The following is a 19641-nucleotide window of genomic DNA, read 5'->3' as shown; positions in this document are numbered from 1 at the left end:
GAAGAAGAATTAGACAATTTGTAATGTGCCCTGACGATGCTTACGCTGATAGATAAAGGTGGTCAGAATCACCGGGATAACGATCGCGATAACCATCGCCATGCCGTACACCTGCCAGTAGCGCGGCGGTATAGACAGGATGCCCGGCAGGCCGCCCACGCCGATACCGTTGGCGATGACGCCGTTCAGACCGCAGAGCAGTCCCGCCAGACCAGATCCGATCATCGCGCACAGCATCGGAAAACGATACTTCAGATTGATACCGTACATCGCCGGTTCGGTTACCCCAAGGTAAGCGGAAATGGCGGCAGGAACGGAGATCTCGCGTTCATTGTGTTTACGGCTGGAGATGATGATGCCCACCACGGCGGAGGCCTGCGCGATATTCGACAGCGCAATCAGCGGCCAGACTGGCGTACCGCCCATGCTCTGGATCATCTGCATATCGATAGCGAGCGTTGTCTGGTGGACGCCGGTAATGACCAGCGGGGCATACAGGAAGCCGAACAGCGCCGCGCCTATCGGGGCGAAACTGCCGGTCATCAGATAACGTACCGCAAAGGCCACACCGTCGCCGATCATACGACCAAAGGGGCCGATAAAGGTGTGGGCGAGAAAGACGGCCAGTATCAACGAACACACCGGGACGACGACCAGGTAGAGATAATCCGGCACGATGCGTTTCAACCGCGTTTCAATAAACCCAAGCGCCAGCCCTGCCAGTAGCGCCGGGATAACCTGCGCCTGGTAGCCCACTTTCTCAATGCTAAATACGCCGAAGTTCCAGACGTCCGGCGTTTGCTGGCCCAGCAGATACGCATTCATCAACTGCGGCGACACCAGCGTCACGCCGAGCACGATACCAAGAATCGGCGTGCCGCCCATTTTTTTCACCGCCGACCAGCAGATCCCCACCGGCAGATAGAAAAAGATCGCTTCGCCGATCAACCATAAAAAATCATAAAGCGTTTTTAGCGCCGGATGCATCTGCGCCAGCGTTTGGCCGTTGCTCATCGGCACATCGCCGATCACGTTACGAAAGCCTAAGATCAAACCGCCGCTGATCAACGCCGGTAGTAGCGGAAAGAAGATCTCCGCGAAGTGGGAAATTAACTGCTCATGCCACTTCATGTTCTGGCGAGCGGCTTTTTTTGCCTGCTCTTTATCAGCATACGCTTTGCCGGTGGTCTCCAGCAGCGCGTTATAGTAATCGCCAACGTCGGTGCCGATCACCACCTGAAACTGTCCGGCGTTGGTGAAACAGCCTTTAACCATCGGTAATTGTTCGATCTCTTTTGGTCTGGCGCTCGCGGGCTGGTGGAGTACAAAGCGCAGGCGAGTAATGCAGTGGCTCACCGTGGCGATGTTGTCGCGCCCGCCGACCAGGTCAACCAGCCGGTCGATATCGGCTTGTTTTACTTTGCTCATCGTAAAGCCTCATGGCAGAGGAGGTATGTTATGGGTTGGCGCAAGAGTATCTCTTCAACGTTGGTTTAAAAATGGGAACGTTCCCGAAACGCAGCGACGATCACAAATTACTCGTGGTATTCCGTTTAATCAGTCACTCAGGCGAGGGTAGAAGGAATGACGATCCGGCGCGGATCGCAGCGGCCATTGATCTGTTCGATCAGCTGCGAAGCCGCCTGTCGTCCGGCTTCAGCATAGCCAGGATCGACAGTGACGATCTCCGGGTGCAGGAATTTTATCAGCGGCGTGTTCCCGACGCTTGCCAGTTGCAGCGTCTCAATACGTTGCTCCTGTAAATACTTACTGGCGCCCAACGCCAGCGTATCGGTGGCGCAGACTAACGCGGTGGTATCCGGCATGATGACGCTTGCCGTATGCTCATAGCCCTGCTTCATGGCAAGACCGGGCAGGGCGGCGACGGGATGAAGTTTATGTTTTTTGCAAAACGCCAGGTATGCGTCATGCCGACGTTTGCCGGTGGTAATATCGCTATGGGGAACGCCCAGAAAGCTAATGTTGCGGTGTCCCTGCTCATACAGCCGCTGCATAAGGATATGAATCGCGCCTTCGTCGTCGTAACAGACGGAGGCAAAACCTTGCGCATCTCTTGCCAGTAGCACCAGCGAGGCTTTCCAGGGGGCGATCAACTCTTCTGTGATGCCGGTAAAGCCAAACAGCACCACGCCATCAATGTTACGTCGTCTGAGCATGCCCAGATGTTCCATTACCAGCGTCGGCGAGAACTGACTTTCCATCATAATAGGGTCGTAGCCCTGTTCATAAAACGCAGGCAGCATGGTCTGAACCGCGAGATTTTCAGACAACGAATCAAGGCGAGTGACGATAATAGCGACCACTTTATCGCTTTGTCCCCGCATCGCACGGGCGGAGCGGGACGGAAAGAAACCGTGTTGATTCATCACCGCTTCGACACGCTCGCGGGTACGTTCGCTTACGCCGCTTTCATTGTTAAGCACGCGGGAAACGGTTGATTTCCCTACGCCGCTCAGGCGGGCGATGTCTTTGATAGTGAGCCGGTTTTGCATCCTGTTTTCCCGTGGCGTGACGCTGATGGTGATTGGTGATAAAAAGAGTAACTTTACTCAAGCGAAGGGCAATGGGCAAAGTCTGGTTTATCGTTGGTTTAATTACGTAACGGTATGATACCGCCATAATTGCCACAAAACTTATGGATTTATGCGTATAATCCACGGCGCAAATCGTTTACTTACCGGAGGCGACATGGACCCTGAACCCACCCCTCTCCCGCGATGGAGAATTTTCCTTTTCCGGTAAGCCTGCCTCTGCTGTCTTACCGGTGTGTAAGACAGTGACACAATAACGTCCCTGTTTTTATTTAAACATTGCTCATCGGGCAAGGCTTTGCCGTGCCTGAAGAATTTTCTGCGCCTGACTTCGGCGCGGAGGGATTACCTATGCTAAAAACCATTACCCGCCAGCTTTTTGCCCGGCTTAATCGTCATTTGCCTTATCGTCTGGTTCACCGCGATCCGCTGCCCGGGGCGCAGACCGCGGTAAATGCGACTATCCCGCCTTCGCTGAGCGAACGCTGTCTGAAAGTCGCGGCAATGGAGCAGGAGACTCTCTGGCGCGTTTTTGATACGCACCCGGAGGGATTAAACGCCGCCGAGGTAACGCGCGCGCGTGAAAAGCATGGCGAAAACCGCCTTCCGGCACAGAAACCCTCGCCGTGGTGGGTGCATCTGTGGGTATGTTATCGCAATCCTTTCAACATCTTACTCACGATTCTTGGCGGCATTTCTTATGCCACGGAGGATCTGTTTGCCGCAGGCGTTATCGCCCTGATGGTCGGTATCTCAACGCTGCTGAATTTTGTGCAGGAAGCGCGCTCGACGAAAGCAGCGGACGCGCTAAAAGCGATGGTGAGTAATACCGCTACCGTACTGCGGGTTATTAATGAAAATGGCGAAAACGCCTGGCTGGAATTACCCATCGATCAACTGGTGCCCGGCGATATTATTAAGCTGGCGGCGGGGGATATGATCCCGGCGGATTTACGGATTATCCAGGCGCGCGATCTGTTTGTCGCCCAGGCGTCGCTGACCGGCGAATCTCTGCCGGTCGAGAAAGTCGCCGCGACGCGTGAGCCCCGGCAAAATAACCCGCTTGAGTGCGACACGCTGTGCTTTATGGGGACGAACGTCGTGAGCGGAACGGCGCAGGCCGTGGTGATGGCGACCGGCGCCGACACCTGGTTTGGTCAATTGGCGGGGCGCGTGTCGGAACAAGATAACGAGCAGAACGCTTTCCAGAAAGGAATTAGCCGCGTCAGCATGTTGCTGATCCGCTTTATGCTGGTCATGGCGCCGGTAGTACTGATTATTAATGGTTACACGAAAGGTGACTGGTGGGAAGCGGCGTTATTTGCGCTTTCGGTCGCGGTAGGGCTCACCCCGGAAATGTTGCCGATGATCGTCACCTCCACCCTCGCGCGCGGGGCGGTGAAGCTCTCGAAACAGAAAGTTATCGTGAAGCACCTTGATGCGATTCAGAACTTCGGCGCGATGGATATTCTGTGCACCGATAAAACCGGCACTCTGACGCAGGATAAAATTGTGCTGGAGAATCATACGGATATTTCTGGTAAGCCCAGCGAGCATGTACTGCATTGCGCCTGGCTGAACAGCCATTATCAGACCGGTCTAAAAAACTTACTGGATACGGCGGTCCTGGAGGGAGTAGACGAAACCGCCGCGCGTCAGCTCTCCGGACGCTGGCAGAAAATCGATGAGATTCCGTTTGATTTTGAGCGTCGCCGGATGTCGGTGGTGGTGGCCGAAGATTCGAGCGTGCATCAACTGGTCTGCAAAGGCGCGTTACAGGAGATCCTGAACGTGTGTACTCAGGTGCGCCACAACGGCGATATTGTGCCGCTGGACGACAATATGCTGCGCCGGGTGAAACGCGTTACCGACACGCTGAACCGTCAGGGGCTACGCGTGGTCGCCGTCGCGACCAAATACCTGCCTGCGCGTGAGGGCGATTACCAGCGTATCGATGAATCTGACCTGATCCTGGAAGGGTATATTGCTTTTCTCGATCCGCCGAAAGAGACCACCGCGCCGGCGCTGAAAGCGCTGAAGGCGAGCGGAATTACGGTGAAAATTCTCACCGGCGACAGCGAGCTGGTAGCGGCGAAAGTTTGCCATGAAGTTGGGCTGGATGCGGGCGATGTCGTTATTGGCAGTGATATTGAAGGGTTAAGCGACGACGCGCTGGCGGCGCTGGCCGCCCGTACGACGTTGTTTGCGCGTCTGACGCCGATGCATAAAGAGCGCATCGTCACTTTGCTCAAACGCGAGGGGCATGTGGTCGGTTTTATGGGCGACGGGATTAACGATGCCCCGGCGTTGCGGGCGGCGGATATTGGTATCTCGGTAGATGGCGCGGTGGACATCGCCCGTGAAGCCGCCGATATTATCCTGCTGGAAAAGAGCCTGATGGTGCTGGAAGAAGGCGTCATTGAAGGTCGTCGTACTTTTTCTAATATGTTGAAATATATCAAGATGACGGCCAGCTCAAATTTCGGTAACGTGTTTAGCGTACTGGTGGCGAGCGCCTTTTTGCCGTTCTTGCCAATGCTGCCGCTGCACTTGCTGATTCAAAACCTGCTGTACGATGTATCCCAGGTGGCGATTCCGTTTGATAATGTCGATGAAGAACAAATTCAAAAGCCGCAGCGCTGGAATCCGGCGGATTTGGGGCGCTTTATGGTCTTTTTCGGTCCGATCAGCTCGATTTTCGACATTTTGACCTTTTGTCTGATGTGGTGGGTATTTCATGCGAATACGCCAGAAACGCAAACTTTGTTCCAGTCCGGCTGGTTTGTGGTGGGATTACTGTCGCAAACGCTGATTGTGCATATGATCCGTACTCGTCGTCTGCCGTTTATTCAAAGTCGCGCCGCCTGGCCGCTGATGGCGATGACATTGTTGGTGATGGTGGTGGGAGTCTCGTTGCCGTTTTCGCCGCTGGCGTCTTACCTGCAGTTGCAGGCGCTGCCGTTAAGCTATTTCCCGTGGCTGATTGCTATTCTGGCGGGCTATATGACGTTAACCCAGTTGGTGAAAGGGTTTTACAGCAGACGTTATGGCTGGCAGTAAGCGTCGAAGTATTGTGCATTATCGGCCTGGATGGCATACCAGGCCGAATAAGCGATAGCGCCATCCGGCCACTATCTATAAACGAGCGTTAGCGACGAACAGCGATCGCTTCAATCTCAATTTTCACGTCTTTCGGCAGACGGGCAACTTCCACGCAGGAACGCGCCGGGAAGGTGGCGTTGTGCTCGGTGAAGAAGGCTTCGTAGGTGGCGTTGACGGTCGCGAAATCGTTCAGGTCTTTCACGAAGACGGTCGTTTTCACAATGTCGCCTACTTTCAGGCCAGCGGCTTCCACGATAGCTTTAACGTTTTCCAGCGACTGACGTGCCTGAGCGGATACGTCTTCCGCTACGGCACCGGTTTTCGGATCGACCGGGATCTGACCGGAAGTGATCACCATGCTACCCAGGTCAACGCCCTGTACGTATGGGCCGATTGCTGCTGGTGCATTTTCCGTCGCAATAGTTTTGCTCATGATTTCTCCTGAATTACAGCGGTAATAGAATGTCCCCGCTCATTATAGGGAGCCGGGATCTCATAACCAACCCAAATTAGTTGGCCAGCACCACATTATGCGAAAACTCTTTTTCACAGTATTTGCATTTGAGGGCGATATCATTGGCGCGTTTTTTCACTGCAAAGCTGGAGGATACCGGTTCCGCGTGGCTGATGCAGTTGCTGTTCGGGCAAACCAGCACATTATTAATACGCTCTGGCAGGCTGGGGCGTGATTTCCCGACAACGTCGTAGTTGTCGATGCGGTTAACGGTGGCCTGCGGCGCGTACAGAGCAAGTTGGTTAACCTGCTCATCGGTGAGGAAGGTGTTTTCTATTTTGATTAAGTCTTTACGCCCCATCTCGCCAGACGGGAGATTCAGACCGATAGTGATTCGCTGATCGGTCTCGGTCAATTTAAACAGACTCAGCAGTTTAAAGCCTACCTGCGCAGGGATATGGTCAATCACGGTGCCGCATTTAATGGCTTCAACCTGCAGTTTGTTATCGTGTGTCATCGCTTTTCTCCCTTACAGACTCAGTTCGCTATTCAGTACCAACGCCAGTAACGCCTGGCGAGCGAAAATACCGTTGCCCGCCTGTTGGAAGTACCAGGCGTGTGGCGTTTTATCCACATCCGTGGTGATTTCATCAATGCGCGGCAGCGGGTGCAGCACTTTCATATTTTCACGCGCGCCGTTCAGGTCGCTGGCGCGCAGAACAAACTGCGCCTTCACATTGGCGTACTCCGACGGGTCGAGACGCTCTTTCTGTACGCGAGTCATATAGAGGATGTCGACGTCGGCCATGACCTCTTCAATAGACCCATGCAGGCTCCAGGCCATCCCTTTTTCATCCAGCATATCCAGAATGTACTGCGGCATCGCCAGCGCGTCCGGCGCGATAAAATAAAAACGGTTGCCGCTAAATTTCGCCAGCGCCTGGGTTAGCGAATGCACGGTGCGGCCATATTTCAGATCGCCGACCATCGCGATATGCAGGTTATCCAGACGGCCCTGCGTTTCCTGGATGGTAAACAGATCCAACAGGGTTTGCGTCGGATGCTGGTTCGAACCGTCGCCCGCATTGAGCACCGGCACCTGACCGGAAAACTCCGTCGCCAGACGTGCCGCGCCTTCTTGCGGATGGCGCATCACAATCGCGTCCACGTAAGTGCTAATCACTGAGATCGTGTCGGCTAACGTTTCTCCTTTTTTCCCCAGCGACGTGTTGGCGCTGTCGGAGAAGCCCACTACGCTGGCGCCCAGGCGATGCATTGAAGTTTCAAACGACAGGCGGGTACGCGTGGAGGCTTCGAAAAAGCAGCTGGCGATCACTTTATGTTTCAATAGCTCCGGCTGCGGGTTGGCTTTTAATTTCGCCGCCGTCGCCAGTACCAGATTAAGATCGTCGCGGCTGAGGTCGTTTATGGAAATGATATGTTTTTGATATAGCGGGTTAGCCATGTTTATCTCCTGACGCCTGGGCAAAAAAAAGCCCCTCAATTGAGGGGCTTGGTATTGGTTTTCAACGGAAAGAAAAACGGCAGGCCTGCGTCTTTTTTCAGACGCGGTAAGACAGAATGTCGTACACACTGAACCATGCTTCCTCCCGGCAAATTGTCCGCGATTATACTCAGCTCTGTTTTGGGATCAAGCGAATTAATGCATGATTTACTTGTCGCAAACGGTTCTTATGAATTTAAATTCATTTTAAGCAAATAATTAATTTGTTTGTGTACCAGCGCCGTGCGCTGAACGACCCGCGGTGCGACCCAGACAATACTGCTACCGGCAACGACGCCGAGAATTTCCGGCAATGCGTGGTAATCCAGAATTCTCGCGACGGCGCGACCATAACCTGCCGCCGTATGGATAAGGATAAATTCGCTATTATGTTCAACGCTAACGACCATTTCGGCTATTGAACGTCCGGCATCCGGCGAAGGACGCCGCTGGGGATTTACGGAATAAATCTTTTGTCCCTTCGTATTTCTGATTTTTATTGCGCCCAGCAGTTTGAGCAGGCGCGAAACCGTAGACTGACTGATACCTTCAAATCCCTCATTTTGTAAATCGCGGCGAATCTCCTCCTGGGACAGGTAACTTTTTTCACTAATCAGGCGCTGACAAACCGCCAGTTGCTGTTGTTCTTTGGCGGAGTAATCATCGTATTCCTTCATAAATGCACCTTATCTTTATTATTGATATCAACGGACTGGCGAAATTCATCACATTTGTCACATTGATTGCGGATCAATCGGGCGGTTTTGCAGGAAAATGAGAAGCCGATCAAAAAAGGTGACGGCGTGCCTGATGGCGCTGTGCTTATCAGTCCTCTCGGATAAGACGCGTCGCCATCTGGCTCGTTACATCATCGCTCCGATGCTCAGTACCGCCATATTCAGCAATGTCAGGATCAGCAACAGCGGCGCGACCCATTTCAGATAGCGGACATAGGGAACCCGCGCGATCGCCAGACCGCCCATGACTACGGCTGAGGTGGGAGTAACCAGGTTCACAATCCCGGAGGCCGACTGGTAGGCGGTTACGACCAAATCCCGCTGTACGTGGGCAAAATCCGCTAACGGCGCCATAATGGGCATCGTCAATACGGCAAGACCGGAAGAGGAGGGCACCAGGAAGGAAAGCAATACTTCCAGCCAGTAGGTTACGTTTATGAAAATGGTGGTAGAGAGGCCGGAAACCAGACTTTCCGCGCTGTGCAAAATGGTGTGGGTAATCATACCGTTATCCATGACCACCACAATGCCGCGCGCGATACCAATAATTAGCGCCACGCCGAGCAAATCCCGCGCGCCGTCGATAAAGGTACTGGTGAACGCTTCCTCGCCCATCCGCGTTATCACGCCAACGATAATCGCCGCCGCCAGAAAAACGCCGGAGATTTCCGCCATCCACCAGCCGAGAACCGCCACGCCGTAAATCATCACCGCGAAAGAGGCGGCGAAGATCAGCAGCACCCATTTCCGGGTAGCCGTAAACTCCAGCAGTGTATTGGCGCGATTGCCGAGGAAATGGGCGCGATTTTCCTCCATTTTATCCGCCACGACAGAAAGCTCAGGATGGGCGCGGACTTTGCGCGCATAGCGCATTACCCAAAACACGCACAGTACGTAGCCGACAATTAACAGCAGTACGCGCATCAGCATTCCCTGAGTAAAAGGGATGCCGGCGGCGTTGGCGGCAATGACCGTGGCGAAAGGGTTAATGGTCGAACCGAGCGTGCCTATCCCGGCGCCGAGCAGTACGGTTGCCGCCGCCACTAACGGATCGAAGCGGGCCGCCATCATAACTGGCACCAGCAGCGTGTAGAAGGGCAACGACTCCTCCGCCATGCCATAGATAGTGCCGCCTGCGGCGAACAGCGCCATCAGAATGGGGATCATCCACTCATCTTTGCCGTTGAGTTTGACTGTTACCCGTTCAATACCGGCATCAATCGCCCCCGTTTTATTCACCACCCCCAGAAAGCCGCCGATAATCAAGACAAACAGCGCGACGTCAATGGCGCCGGCGGTGTAGGTTTCGTGGTTATAGAGGCCGTCAATCGGCGCCAGTAAAACAGCGGTAATCCCTTGCGGATGCGCGTCCACGGGGGCATACGTTCCCGCCACCGGCACCTCTTTTCCCAGCGTGGCGTTCATCGCCATTTGGTATTTTCCCGCCGGCACAATCCAGGTCATCACCGCGACCAGGGCAATAAGAATAAACAGGATGGTATAAGCGGTGGGAAATTTAAATTTACCCATGATGTTCTCTCCTGATATCACGGATATGCGCCGCGAGGGCGCATATCCTGTGGGATTAGTCGCCGAGCGTCGCCACCATGACCGCTTTGATGGTGTGCATCCGGTTTTCCGCTTCATCGAAGACTATCGAGCCTGCGGACTCGAACACCTCTTCCGTGACCTCCAGTCCTTTCAGGCCGTAAGCCATTTCGATTTCGCGTCCCACTTTGGTGTGCTCGTTATGGAAGGCGGGCAGGCAGTGCATAAACTTCACATCAGGATTACCGGTAGCGTTTACTACCTGCTGGTTGACCTGATATGGCGTCATCAGACTGACGCGTTCCGCCCAGGCTTCTTTGGGCTCTCCCATCGAGACCCAGACGTCGGTATAGAGGAAATCCACGCCGTGAACGCCGTCTTCAACGCTCTCCGTTAAGGTGATACGAGCGCCGGTAACGCTGGCAATTTCCCGGCACTGCGCGACCAGCGCGGCATCAGGCCAGAAGGACTTTGGCGCTATCAGGCGGATATCCATGCCCATCTTCGCCGCGCCCACCATCAGCGAGTTGCCCATGTTGTTGCGCGCGTCGCCCAGGTAGGCGAAGCTCAGTTCCGGCAGCGTTTTACCCGGCGCGTGTTCCAGCATGGTCATCAGATCGGCCAGGATCTGGGTGGGGTGAAATTCATCGGTCAGGCCGTTCCAGACGGGAACGCCCGCGTATTCCCCCAGCTCTTCCACAATGTGTTGACCAAAACCGCGATATTCGATGCCGTCATACATCCGCCCCAGGACGCGAGCAGTATCTTTCATGGACTCTTTATGGCCGATCTGCGAGCCGCTTGGGCCGAGATAAGTCACCTGCGCGCCCTGGTCGAAAGCGGCGACTTCAAACGCGCATCGGGTGCGGGTAGAGGTTTTTTCAAAAATCAGCGCGATGTTTTTGCCGATCAGCGTTTGCTTTTCGCATCCGGCTTTTTTTGCGGCTTTCAGCTCAATAGCCAGATCGATGAGGTGTTGGATTTCCGCCGGGGTGTAGTCAAGCAGCTTCAAAAAGTTACGATTTTTCAGTGAAATAACCATTACAATATCCTTGTTAAAATGAATTGCCTGATGGCGCTGCGCTTATCCGGCCCACGGTTATGCGCGCTCTGTAGGCCGAATAAGGCGGAAGCCGCCATCCGGTAAAAAGCCTTATGCGTCAACGTCGGCGGTTTCACACCGAATCAAAGTGCCTTTCTCGCCCGCGAGAATGGCTTGCCCATCCGCCAGCGAGCCGATTCCGGCAATGCCGCGGCAATGGCTGACAAACTCAGCGCAGGCGGTCACTTTCGGGCCCATCGAACCGGTGTCGAACTGCATTTCACGAAGCAGCTCCGGCGTAACTTGCGCCAGCGGGCGTTGGGTGGGCTTACCCCAGTCGAGATACACCGCGTCGGCATCGGTCAGAATGAGCAGCGCGTCGGCGTGAATTTGGCTGGCAAGCAGGGCGGCGGACAGATCTTTGTCGATCACCGCCTCGATACCGTGGTAGCCATCGGCTTTTTCCACGACCGGCACACCGCCGCCGCCGTTACAGATAACCAGGTGATCGCGGCTAATCAGCGCGCGGATGGCATCGTTTTCCACAATGCGTTTCGGCTGCGGGGAGGGCACAACGCGGCGGAAGGCGTTACCGTCGGCTTTGAATACCCAGCCCTTTTCTGCCTGTAACGCACGGGCCTGCGCTTCGTCGTAAATCGGTCCGATATATTTGGTTGGATTGAGGAATGCCGGGTCGTTGGCATCGACTTCGACCTGGGTGAGCAGGACGCTGATTTCACGCTCCGGCAGATGATTCTTCAGCGCCTGTTGCAGCATATAGCCAATCATGCCCTGGCTTTCCGCACCGAGGATATCGAGCGGGTAGGGCGTAACGTTAGCGTAGGCGCTATTTTGTAGCGCCAGCAGTCCTACCTGTGGGCCGTTGCCGTGCACTAACACTACGCGCCATTGCCGGGTAAGCTGGGCGATGGTTCTGGCCGCCAGTTCGATATTTTTACGCTGAATATCAGCCTCCAGCGGTTCGCCGCGTTTGAGCAGCGCATTGCCGCCCAGCGCGACGACCAGTGTGCGTTTGTTTTCCATAACGTCTCCTTTAAATACCATCGCGTTCCAGTGGACAGCTCATGCAGCGTGCGCCCCCGCGCCCGCGACCCAGTTCATCGCCGGGAATGGGAAGGACGGTAATGCCGGCTTTGTCGTATTTTTCGTTGGTCCAGATGTTGCGCTCATAGCCCACCACCACGCCTGGACGCAGGGTGAGCACGTTATTGGCGTCATTCCACTGTTCGCGCTCAGCTTCAAATGCGTCGCCGCCAGTGGTGATTAAGCGCACCTGATCGATGCCAAGCGCTTTTTCAAGAGCATGAACCAGCGTGCTCTCCTGGGTTCGTTTCAGACCGCCGCGTCCGTCTGGCGTCAGCGTCCAGCACTGAACGTCCGGGCGAACGACTTCCGGATAGACGGAGAAGGTGTCGATATCAATGTGGGTCATGACGGTGTCAAGGTGCATACAGGAGCGATGTTTTGGCAGTTCAACGGCAATGACGCGTTCCGCCTGACGATGTTTAAACAATGCCTGCGCCAGGAACTCGACGCCCTGCGGCGTAGTACGTTCAGACATACCGATCAACACCGCGCCGCGGCCAATCACCAGCACATCGCCGCCCTCTAAAGTGGCGTGGTCGTAATTAATGTCCTCGTCGCCGAAATATTTAATGAAATCACCGTCTGCGAATTGAGGATGCCAGCGATAAATAGCACGTAAATTATTCGTTTCACGTTGGCGTGCAGGTTTCGCCATGGGGTTAATTGAGACGCCGTTATATATCCAGCAGGACGTGTCACGGGTAAATAGGTGATTCGGTAATGGCTTCATAATAAAGTCATTAATATCGTGAGTATCGACCACCATATTTTTTATGGAGGCGGGGATTTCGCCGTAAGTTAAACCGCCGCTTAAATGGCGAGCCAGTTCACGGTGCGGCATATCCGCCAACCAGGCGCGAATATCTGCGGCAAAGGTGGGCCCAAGGCGATAATCGGAAATTTGCGTGTCCAGTAGCCAGGCTTTAGCGTCAGCCACATCCAGCGTTTGGGTGAGCAGGTCGGTTAACAGCAACACTTCTATCCCTTGCTGGCGCAGCGTGTTGGCAAAAATGTCATGCTCTTCGCCAGCGCGCTCTACGGATAATACATCGTCAAAAAGTAATTCCTGACAATTTGAAGGGGTAAGTCTTTTTAGGCTGAGATTGGGCCGATGCAACATTACACTGCGTAATTGACCGATTTCAGAACCGACAAAATGCTTTTCCATCATTATACCTTTTACATAATTTCAAGAATAAAGAAGGAGTGGCTGCAAATATTTAGCGTGCTTGCAGTCGCGGCGTTTCAGTTAAATTCGGGAGCAATGATTGAATTTTATTTGGGTTGTTAATGTGATGAGATTCACATCAATCAAGGAGTGCTATTTTTCTTATTTAATATATGAGCCGGGTCAGAGAAATTCAAAAAACAATAAGGCATTAAATGAATTACTACGCAGCTATATGGTTTGTTATTTTTTTATTGTTAATTATTTGTTTGTTGTATTGAATGATATTTAAATCTTAACTACTTGAAAACAAAGTGATTATTTTCAAGAGTTGCATAACTATGCGTGAGGGGGATTTTATTATCGGGGATATTTAAATAATTTAAAAATAACTATGGATATAGAAGTCATTTATGCAGGGAGAGCGAATTGTGATCGCTAAAACGTTTTTATGTTAACGCCTTTAATATCAAAGCGTTGTTAGTGATGGCAATTTGGCACCGCTGGGGTTTATGCATAGATACTGCATAAAGTTGGGCGAACTATTAACAATATATAAACACCGCTGGCGATAAACATGCGCTGGTGCAAAATCGATGAGAGTAAGGGTAGTATGGCAGCCATTTTTCTCGTATAAAGAGAAAAATAAAACGCTGTTTTAACTAAGGGGATGCGATGATTATTGGCAATATTGAACATCTGGAGGCCTGGCTGCCGACGGCGTTACGGCAGGCGATTGAGCACGTCAATGCGCATGTCACGGCAACGACCGCGCCAGGTAAGTATGACATTGACGGCGACAGGCTGTTTTATATGATTTCTGAAAATATGACGGAGCCGGGCGAATCGCGCAGCGCAGAGTATCACGCCCGTTATCTTGATATTCAGATTGTGCTACAAGGTCAGGAAGGGATGGCATTCAGTACCCGGCCTGCAGGAACGCCGCACACGGACTGGCTGACGGATAAAGACATTGCATTTTTACCGACGAGCGTCGACGAGAAAACCGTCGTCCTGAACGAAGGCGACTTTGTGGTGTTTTATCCCGGCGAAGTGCATAAGCCCCTGTGCGCGGTGGGAGAACCGGCGCGGGTACGTAAAGCGGTGGTGAAAATGCTGATGGCGTAATATTTTGTCCGGATGGCGGCGCCTGCACGTTGCGATTTTGTAGGCCAACCGCCATCCGGCATCATAACGACATTATTTAGACAGCGTCGCTACCATTACTGCTTTGATGGTATGCATTCGGTTTTCCGCTTCATCAAAGACAATGCTGGCCGCAGACTCAAAAACCTCGTCGGTCACTTCCATCCCGCCATGTAAACCGTACTCTTCGGCCATTTTTTTGCCAAGCGTGGTTTCGTCATCATGGAACGCAGGCAGACAATGCAGGAACTTAACCTGCGGATTGCCGGTTAACGCCATCATCTGGCTGTTGACCTGATAATCACGCAGCAGGGCAATACGCTCCGCCCATTTCTCTTTGGGTTCGCCCATAGAGACCCAAACATCGGTATAGATAAAATCCGCGCCTTTTACGCCCGAGGCGATATCTTCGGTCAGGGTGATGGCGCCGCCATTCTTTTTCGCCATGGCGCTGCACTCCGCCACTAACGCGGCTTGCGGCCAGCAGGCTTTTGGCGCGACCAGACGGAGATCCAATCCTGTTAACGCGGCGGCTTCCAGCATGGAGTTACCCATGTTATTACGCGCGTCTCCGGCATAGACCAACGTCATCTCGTTAAAGGCTTTACCCGGCAGATGTTCCTGCATGGTGAGCAGATCCGCCAGTAATTGCGTTGGGTGATACTCATCGGTTAAACCGTTCCATACCGGCACACCGGAATATTCAGCCAGCGTTTCGACGATCTCCTGGCCATATCCTCGATACTGAATACCGTCAAACATCCGGCCCAGGACGCGGGCAGTATCTTTGATGGACTCTTTATGGCCGATCTGGCTCCCGCTGGAACCCAGGTACGTCACGCGCGCCCCCTGATCGTATGCGGCAACTTCGAAAGAGCATCGTGTCCGGGTCGAGTCTTTTTCGAAGATGAGCGCAATATTCTTACCCACCAGCTTTTGTTCTTCTTTACCGTTTTTCTTATCGGCTTTCAGTTTGGCGGCAAGCTGCAACAGAGCAGTGAGCTCGCTGGCGGTGAAATCAAGTAACTTTAAAAAAGGTTTTTGGTAAAACGTAGACATACTTCCCTCACATGGCTTAGGCCTCTCATTGAATTAAAATTCACTTTATATGGATGATTATTCATTTGCAACCCTGTTTGATAAAACTTTTCTTGATAAGGTGGAGGCAACGTCGGCGGTATGTGACAATAAGAGTATCGGCAGGACATCTATGAGGAACGAGCTATGGCAAACCCGGAATTACTGGAAGAGCAGCGTGAAGAAACGCGGTTAATTATTGAAGAGTTACTTGAGGACGGCAGCGATCCGGATGCGCTGTACACTATCGAGCATCACCTTTCCGCTGACGATTTCGAAACGTTGGAAAAAGCCGCGGTAGAAGCCTTTAAACTCGGCTATGAAGTGACGGAGCCGGAAGAGCTGGAAGTGGAAGAGGGCGATACGGTTATTTGTTGCGACATTCTCAGCGAGTGCGCGTTGAACGCCGAACTCATCGACGCTCAGGTTGAGCAACTGATGAACCTGGCGGAAAAATATGATGTCGAATACGACGGCTGGGGAACCTATTTTGAAGACCCTAATGGCGAAGAGGGTGATGACGACGATTATGTCGATGAAGATGACGACGGCGTGCGTCACTAAAGCTGCATAGTATGACGGTACGGCAGCGTCTGCTGTCGTATTTTTTTTACAGGTTACGTATGAATTACCCGCAAATACTCTCTCCGGTGCTTAATTTCCTGCATTGCCCGACGCCGCAGGCGTGGATTGTCCAGGCCCGCGATCCGCAAAATCTTCCTCTTCTGCTTACCGATCACTTGATCTGCGAACTGAAGGCTGCGCAAACCGCGTTGCTGTTGGTGCGTAAATATGTCGCCGATAAATCGGGCGCCGACGCGCTGCTCGCCTGGCTGCAACCTTACGAGGCGTTCGCGTTTTGTCAGGGGCCGGAGCCGGATTTTGTTGCCCTGCATAGACAGATTAGCAAAAGCGCCATGCCGCAAACTGATGACCCCTGGGGCCGTCAGCTTATCGACCGTATGGTGTTATTGATTAAAGAGGAGTTGCACCATTTTTGGCAGGTACGTGAGGTCATGCAGGCCAGAAACATTCCTTATGTGAAAATCACCGCCAGCCGCTACGCGAAAGGAATGTTGAAAGCGGTACGCACGCACGAACCGCTCACCTTAATTGATAAGCTGATTTGCGGGGCGTATATCGAAGCCCGCTCCTGCGAACGTTTTGCCGCTCTGGCGCCCTGGCTGGATGAGGATTTACAGACGTTTTATCTCTCGCTTCTGCGCTCCGAAGCGCGGCATTATCAGGATTACCTGGCGCTGGCGCAGCAGATTTCCGCCGAGGACATTTCTGCGCGCGTGCGCTATTTTGGTGAGGTGGAAGCTGACCTTATCTTGTCGCCAGACCGCGAGTTTCGTTTTCATAGCGGCGTGCCAGCCGCCGGATAAAGGGTAAAATTAAAGATTAGCGTTTTTATCTTTTACGCTGTCGCCACCTGCGTGGTCATCCGCCCGACATCAAACTGCTGGCGAGCAGAAAAAGTCATTTTCATGATATTCTGTCCTGAGTAAAGCCTGCCCTGCGGCAGGCAAAAAGAACTCACTCAGTGTTATATTCCCGAAAGGTGACCTTGAACAATGCCATTTTTGCATCATCACTACGGGTTCTTGTGTTGAAATACTTACTGTTTCACGCCTTTTGACGCTTCAGAGCAGGTCTTGCCAACAAAGGTTTGTTTAATTTTGTTGATGGAGGTTGTTTTATTACCTCCTGCATCGACATCCGATTTCATGGTCATCGCAAATTCTGTATCGCTTATTTTCGTCGTTTCTACAATAGAGTGCGATTTGGCATCAGGATTATTACAGACAGTCTCATTGATCAGTTTGGTATCCGTACTTTCTACAAATGTTGTCGTGCAACCGCCTGCACTGGTAGAAAAACCCTTCACCATTTTTTTAGAATCTTCAGACATTTTAGGGGTATAACACATAAGCGTCGCTATGCCCGAATTTTTTTCATCCATTAATACTTCTTTTGTATCTGGATTGATGGTGCGCATTTCTATATTTTCCATTTTCCATTCGCCGGGCTGTATATCTAATGCATATACATTAGAGATACTAATAAACATAGCGGGGAAAACAATTGCTGATAATAGGCGTTTCATTTATAACTTCCTTGAATAATAAGTGATTCCCGGATAACAGGATGTTTCCGGGATTACTTATATCAGCAAAAATAATACCTGGCGAGGATAAATAAACGCCTGATTTTCAGAGATCCTTTAACATCCTCACTTCGCAATCGACATGTCCGGTGCAGCCGAGCGGTTCGCTAATATGTTCAAATCCTAAACGTTCGTATAGCGCAATCGCCTCGCGTAAAAAAGCCGTTGTTTCCAGATAGCAGCGTTTAAAACCCTGTTCACGTGCATGATCCAGCGCCATCAGCGCCAGCTTTTTCGCCAGCCCCTGACCACGAATCACCGGTAAAAAATACATTTTTTGCAGTTCACAAATGTCTGGTTCGCTACAGGATAACGGCGCCACGCCGCCGCCGCCCACCACACAACCGTTTTGCTCTACCACCCAGTAGGCCGCGCCCGGTTGGCTATAAACCTGATACAGTTCATCCAGATTGGGGTCGGCAACGGTATAACCTTTATCGGCGGTAAGTCCGTATTCCGCTGAAACCTGACGGATGACACGGGCAATAGCGGCATTGTCGGCGGTAGTGATTCGGCGCACCGTGAGCGTTGGCGAGGCGACATTATTCATAATATGGCTCAATTTTTAAAATTTATTTATAGATTACTTTAATACCACCGTCTTGAGTTACGCGCAAGGAGATCCTGAATCAGACAAAATAAAAGGCGGAAAAATTAAACAAAAATAGTATCGTAGTCAAATCAGTAACAATTTACTGGTTTTTATTATTAATTCTAATAGATTGTAATTCAGGGATATGATTCATGAATAACGTTATCAGTAGTAAAGATAACCATAATCACACGTTGGTGTTTACAGGCAAGGGCGGAAAGTATTTTGTTATTTGCCTTGTGAATTTCTTGTTGACGTGTATCACGTTGGGAATCTATGCGCCGTGGGCGATGGTGAAATGTCGACGTTATATTTATACTAATATGACGCTAAACAATCAGCCTTTTGCTTACAAAGCCACGGGCGGCGCATTATTTATTAGTGTGTTGTTAGTTTTTATTATTTATATTGTTAGCCTCTCTCTTATTGAACACGGTCATCCCGGTCTCGGTTTTACGCTATTCGGCTTATTAATTGCGATTATTCCTTTTATGGCGGTGAAAGGATTACAGTATCAGGCGATGATGACTTCACTGAATGGCGTACATTTTGGATTCCAGTGTTCCATGCGGCGCGCCTGGTGGTACATGTTCGCTCTTCCGGTACTCCTGATGGTGGCGCTTTATATTGTTCTTTATATTATCTCACTGGTAACCATCGCCGTCGGCGGTTTAGTGTTCAATATCGTTTTTCTCGGTTTGCTGGCTATTATTGGGATAGGGGTCATTAACGGTATTACCTACAGCAAATGGATGACCTTGTTTGGCAATGGCGCAAACTTTGGCATTCATCGTTTCTCGATTCAGGTTAATGTTAAAACGTGCATCAGAGGGTGCGTGTTGGCAATGTTGACCCTTTTCCCTTTTGCTGTCGTGATTGGTTATCTAATCGCGCCGGTGTTCACCGACATGATTCTTTTGAGTATGATGGGGAATGCGCAGGCAGGAGGGGCGCTTATTCTGCAATATTATGGCCAGATAATGGCATGTTATTTCCTCTATTTTCTCGCGATTATTGTGGTAACCAGTTACTTATATGTGGCGTTACGCAACCTGTTTTTAAACAATTTGTCACTGGCGAACGATTCGATTCGTTTTCATTCCTCTGTCACTGCACACGGTATGCTGTGGCGGTTACTGGTGGTGTTTGTGATTTCCGGCGTGACCTTAGGGCTGGCTTATCCGTGGTTGAAAATTTGGCTGGTGAGCTGGCTGGCGCAGAATACACAGGTCCAGGGCGATCTGGATTCGCTTGAGTTAACCAATGATGAGAAGCCGCTGGAAAACAGCCTGCTAATGTGGATTTCTCGTGGCATCATGCCTTACTTCCCGTTTATCTGATGTAAAAAGGCCGACGTTTACGTCGGCCCATAATTCATGTTGTCGGATGGCGGCGTGAATGCCTTATCCGGCCTACCGATCGCGCCATGTCAATAAGCGAAC

Annotated in this window: 21 protein-coding genes and 1 pseudogene; 7 read left to right on the top strand and 15 right to left on the bottom strand. The window is 51.8% G+C overall.

Features of this window, described 5'->3' with window-relative positions; genetic code table 11:
- Nucleotides 1–9: 9 nt before the first annotated feature.
- Together treB and treR are read right to left on the bottom strand one after the other, a co-directional pair.
- Entirely contained in the window at nt 10–1428 is a 1419-nt protein-coding gene (treB, locus tag ACLJRE_RS11975; protein WP_023212813.1) for a PTS trehalose transporter subunit IIBC, read from the bottom strand.
- Between the two features lie 137 nt (nt 1429–1565).
- Nucleotides 1566–2513, bottom strand: coding sequence for a trehalose operon repressor TreR (gene treR, locus ACLJRE_RS11970; RefSeq protein WP_001181294.1), 948 nt, complete (start codon nt 2511–2513; stop codon nt 1566–1568).
- A gap of 151 nt (nt 2514–2664) precedes the next feature.
- Here treR and mgtL point away from each other — a divergent pair, with 151 nt between their 5' ends.
- Nucleotides 2665–2763, top strand: a complete 99-nt coding sequence (gene mgtL / locus ACLJRE_RS11965) for a mgtA regulatory leader peptide MgtL (RefSeq protein ID WP_107320725.1) — start codon at nt 2665–2667, stop codon at nt 2761–2763.
- A 140-nt stretch (nt 2764–2903) separates the two neighbouring features.
- Nucleotides 2904–5612 (top strand): magnesium-translocating P-type ATPase, encoded by a 2709-nt coding sequence (mgtA, locus tag ACLJRE_RS11960; RefSeq protein WP_000920862.1) that lies wholly within the window; start codon nt 2904–2906, stop codon nt 5610–5612.
- Between the two features lie 88 nt (nt 5613–5700).
- Here mgtA and ridA read toward each other — a convergent pair whose 3' ends face one another.
- The 4 genes from ridA to pyrL all read right to left on the bottom strand — a co-directional run bounded on the left by ridA (nt 5701) and on the right by pyrL (nt 7710).
- The gene (gene ridA / locus ACLJRE_RS11955) at nt 5701–6087 is read right to left on the bottom strand and encodes a 2-iminobutanoate/2-iminopropanoate deaminase (protein WP_000047544.1); all 387 of its coding nucleotides are present in this window, start codon (nt 6085–6087) and stop codon (nt 5701–5703) included.
- A gap of 76 nt (nt 6088–6163) precedes the next feature.
- On the bottom strand, nt 6164–6625 hold the full coding sequence (gene pyrI / locus ACLJRE_RS11950) for an aspartate carbamoyltransferase regulatory subunit (RefSeq protein WP_000148566.1): 462 nt from the start codon (nt 6623–6625) through the stop codon (nt 6164–6166).
- 12 nt (nt 6626–6637) lie between these two features.
- Nucleotides 6638–7573 (bottom strand): aspartate carbamoyltransferase, encoded by a 936-nt coding sequence (gene pyrB, locus ACLJRE_RS11945; protein WP_000013055.1) that lies wholly within the window; start codon nt 7571–7573, stop codon nt 6638–6640.
- 35 nt (nt 7574–7608) lie between these two features.
- Nucleotides 7609–7710 (bottom strand): pyr operon leader peptide, encoded by a 102-nt coding sequence (gene pyrL / locus ACLJRE_RS11940; RefSeq protein WP_000249504.1) that lies wholly within the window; start codon nt 7708–7710, stop codon nt 7609–7611.
- Between pyrL and ACLJRE_RS11935 the strand changes: the two are divergent.
- Nucleotides 7690–7831: pseudogene (locus ACLJRE_RS11935) on the top strand (hypothetical protein). The gene pyrL and the pseudogene ACLJRE_RS11935 overlap by 21 nt on opposite strands.
- On the opposite strand, the gene ACLJRE_RS11930 reads toward ACLJRE_RS11935, so the two are convergent.
- The 5 genes from ACLJRE_RS11930 to arcA form a co-directional block, all read right to left on the bottom strand.
- Complete coding sequence (locus ACLJRE_RS11930; RefSeq protein WP_000666051.1) at nt 7801–8289, bottom strand: arginine repressor; 489 nt, start codon at nt 8287–8289, stop codon at nt 7801–7803. The pseudogene ACLJRE_RS11935 and the gene ACLJRE_RS11930 sit on opposite strands and share 31 nt — an antisense overlap.
- A 186-nt stretch (nt 8290–8475) precedes the next feature.
- Nucleotides 8476–9879, bottom strand: a complete 1404-nt coding sequence (locus ACLJRE_RS11925; RefSeq protein WP_000514438.1) for a YfcC family protein — start codon at nt 9877–9879, stop codon at nt 8476–8478.
- A gap of 55 nt (nt 9880–9934) precedes the next feature.
- The gene (gene argF, locus ACLJRE_RS11920; protein WP_000237031.1) at nt 9935–10939 is read right to left on the bottom strand and encodes an ornithine carbamoyltransferase; all 1005 of its coding nucleotides are present in this window, start codon (nt 10937–10939) and stop codon (nt 9935–9937) included.
- A 111-nt stretch (nt 10940–11050) separates the two neighbouring features.
- Nucleotides 11051–11983 (bottom strand): carbamate kinase, encoded by a 933-nt coding sequence (arcC, locus tag ACLJRE_RS11915; protein ID WP_023212812.1) that lies wholly within the window; start codon nt 11981–11983, stop codon nt 11051–11053.
- Between the two features lie 10 nt (nt 11984–11993).
- The gene (arcA, locus tag ACLJRE_RS11910; RefSeq protein ID WP_000410838.1) at nt 11994–13214 is read right to left on the bottom strand and encodes an arginine deiminase; all 1221 of its coding nucleotides are present in this window, start codon (nt 13212–13214) and stop codon (nt 11994–11996) included.
- A 675-nt stretch (nt 13215–13889) separates the two neighbouring features.
- On the opposite strand from arcA, the gene ACLJRE_RS11905 reads away from it, so the two are divergent.
- Nucleotides 13890–14342: a YhcH/YjgK/YiaL family protein gene (locus tag ACLJRE_RS11905; RefSeq protein ID WP_000583457.1), complete on the top strand. Its 453-nt coding sequence runs from the start codon at nt 13890–13892 to the stop codon at nt 14340–14342.
- Nucleotides 14343–14414: 72 nt separating this feature from the next.
- Here the strand turns inward: ACLJRE_RS11905 and argF (ACLJRE_RS11900) are convergent, their stop codons facing one another.
- A complete protein-coding gene (gene argF / locus ACLJRE_RS11900; RefSeq protein ID WP_000103041.1) occupies nt 14415–15419 on the bottom strand; it encodes an ornithine carbamoyltransferase in 1005 nt (334 codons plus the stop codon).
- Nucleotides 15389–15484 (bottom strand): putative translational regulatory protein ArgL, encoded by a 96-nt coding sequence (gene argL, locus ACLJRE_RS11895; RefSeq protein ID WP_223148976.1) that lies wholly within the window; start codon nt 15482–15484, stop codon nt 15389–15391. Before argL ends, argF (ACLJRE_RS11900) begins: the two co-directional genes overlap by 31 nt.
- A 100-nt stretch (nt 15485–15584) precedes the next feature.
- Between argL and rraB the strand changes: the two genes are divergently transcribed.
- Together rraB and miaE are read left to right on the top strand one after the other, a co-directional pair.
- Nucleotides 15585–16001 carry a ribonuclease E inhibitor RraB gene (gene rraB / locus ACLJRE_RS11890; protein WP_000002940.1) on the top strand — a complete coding sequence of 139 codons (417 nt, stop codon included), beginning with the start codon at nt 15585–15587 and terminating at the stop codon, nt 15999–16001.
- An 11-nt stretch (nt 16002–16012) separates the two neighbouring features.
- Nucleotides 16013–16825, top strand: coding sequence for a tRNA isopentenyl-2-thiomethyl-A-37 hydroxylase MiaE (gene miaE / locus ACLJRE_RS11885; RefSeq protein WP_410957397.1), 813 nt, complete (start codon nt 16013–16015; stop codon nt 16823–16825).
- Nucleotides 16826–17058: 233 nt separating this feature from the next.
- On the opposite strand, the gene ACLJRE_RS11880 is transcribed toward miaE, so the two are convergent.
- Entirely contained in the window at nt 17059–17547 is a 489-nt protein-coding gene (locus tag ACLJRE_RS11880; protein ID WP_000826191.1) for a DUF3617 domain-containing protein, read from the bottom strand.
- Between the two features lie 106 nt (nt 17548–17653).
- Nucleotides 17654–18157 (bottom strand): GNAT family N-acetyltransferase, encoded by a 504-nt coding sequence (locus ACLJRE_RS11875; protein ID WP_001519079.1) that lies wholly within the window; start codon nt 18155–18157, stop codon nt 17654–17656.
- Between the two features lie 194 nt (nt 18158–18351).
- Here ACLJRE_RS11875 and ACLJRE_RS11870 point away from each other — a divergent pair, with 194 nt between their 5' ends.
- Nucleotides 18352–19539 carry a YjgN family protein gene (locus ACLJRE_RS11870; protein WP_001066974.1) on the top strand — a complete coding sequence of 396 codons (1188 nt, stop codon included), beginning with the start codon at nt 18352–18354 and terminating at the stop codon, nt 19537–19539.
- Nucleotides 19540–19641 lie beyond the last annotated feature (102 nt).

This window comes from Salmonella sp. SAL04157 (assembly GCF_046551635.1).
In the GTDB taxonomy this organism is placed as follows: domain Bacteria; phylum Pseudomonadota; class Gammaproteobacteria; order Enterobacterales; family Enterobacteriaceae; genus Salmonella; species Salmonella enterica.
Note: the sequence above shows the minus strand (reverse complement) of the source record. Positions and strands in the feature narration are given on the sequence as shown.

What these genes read in the sequence shown, in the direction of transcription:
- treB (WP_023212813.1), bottom strand. Translation starts at nt 1,428, where the DNA reads ATGAGCAAAGTAAAACAAGCCGATATCGACCGGCTGGTTGACCTGGTC.
- treR (WP_001181294.1), bottom strand. Translation starts at nt 2,513, where the DNA reads ATGCAAAACCGGCTCACTATCAAAGACATCGCCCGCCTGAGCGGCGTA.
- mgtL (WP_107320725.1), top strand. Translation starts at nt 2,665, where the DNA reads ATGCGTATAATCCACGGCGCAAATCGTTTACTTACCGGAGGCGACATG.
- mgtA (WP_000920862.1), top strand. Translation starts at nt 2,904, where the DNA reads ATGCTAAAAACCATTACCCGCCAGCTTTTTGCCCGGCTTAATCGTCAT.
- ridA (WP_000047544.1), bottom strand. Translation starts at nt 6,087, where the DNA reads ATGAGCAAAACTATTGCGACGGAAAATGCACCAGCAGCAATCGGCCCA.
- pyrI (WP_000148566.1), bottom strand. Translation starts at nt 6,625, where the DNA reads ATGACACACGATAACAAACTGCAGGTTGAAGCCATTAAATGCGGCACC.
- pyrB (WP_000013055.1), bottom strand. Translation starts at nt 7,573, where the DNA reads ATGGCTAACCCGCTATATCAAAAACATATCATTTCCATAAACGACCTC.
- pyrL (WP_000249504.1), bottom strand. Translation starts at nt 7,710, where the DNA reads ATGGTTCAGTGTGTACGACATTCTGTCTTACCGCGTCTGAAAAAAGAC.
- ACLJRE_RS11930 (WP_000666051.1), bottom strand. Translation starts at nt 8,289, where the DNA reads ATGAAGGAATACGATGATTACTCCGCCAAAGAACAACAGCAACTGGCG.
- ACLJRE_RS11925 (WP_000514438.1), bottom strand. Translation starts at nt 9,879, where the DNA reads ATGGGTAAATTTAAATTTCCCACCGCTTATACCATCCTGTTTATTCTT.
- argF (WP_000237031.1), bottom strand. Translation starts at nt 10,939, where the DNA reads ATGGTTATTTCACTGAAAAATCGTAACTTTTTGAAGCTGCTTGACTAC.
- arcC (WP_023212812.1), bottom strand. Translation starts at nt 11,983, where the DNA reads ATGGAAAACAAACGCACACTGGTCGTCGCGCTGGGCGGCAATGCGCTG.
- arcA (WP_000410838.1), bottom strand. Translation starts at nt 13,214, where the DNA reads ATGGAAAAGCATTTTGTCGGTTCTGAAATCGGTCAATTACGCAGTGTA.
- ACLJRE_RS11905 (WP_000583457.1), top strand. Translation starts at nt 13,890, where the DNA reads ATGATTATTGGCAATATTGAACATCTGGAGGCCTGGCTGCCGACGGCG.
- argF (WP_000103041.1), bottom strand. Translation starts at nt 15,419, where the DNA reads ATGTCTACGTTTTACCAAAAACCTTTTTTAAAGTTACTTGATTTCACC.
- argL (WP_223148976.1), bottom strand. Translation starts at nt 15,484, where the DNA reads ATGAATAATCATCCATATAAAGTGAATTTTAATTCAATGAGAGGCCTA.
- rraB (WP_000002940.1), top strand. Translation starts at nt 15,585, where the DNA reads ATGGCAAACCCGGAATTACTGGAAGAGCAGCGTGAAGAAACGCGGTTA.
- miaE (WP_410957397.1), top strand. Translation starts at nt 16,013, where the DNA reads ATGACGGTACGGCAGCGTCTGCTGTCGTATTTTTTTTACAGGTTACGT.
- ACLJRE_RS11880 (WP_000826191.1), bottom strand. Translation starts at nt 17,547, where the DNA reads ATGAAACGCCTATTATCAGCAATTGTTTTCCCCGCTATGTTTATTAGT.
- ACLJRE_RS11875 (WP_001519079.1), bottom strand. Translation starts at nt 18,157, where the DNA reads ATGAATAATGTCGCCTCGCCAACGCTCACGGTGCGCCGAATCACTACC.
- ACLJRE_RS11870 (WP_001066974.1), top strand. Translation starts at nt 18,352, where the DNA reads ATGAATAACGTTATCAGTAGTAAAGATAACCATAATCACACGTTGGTG.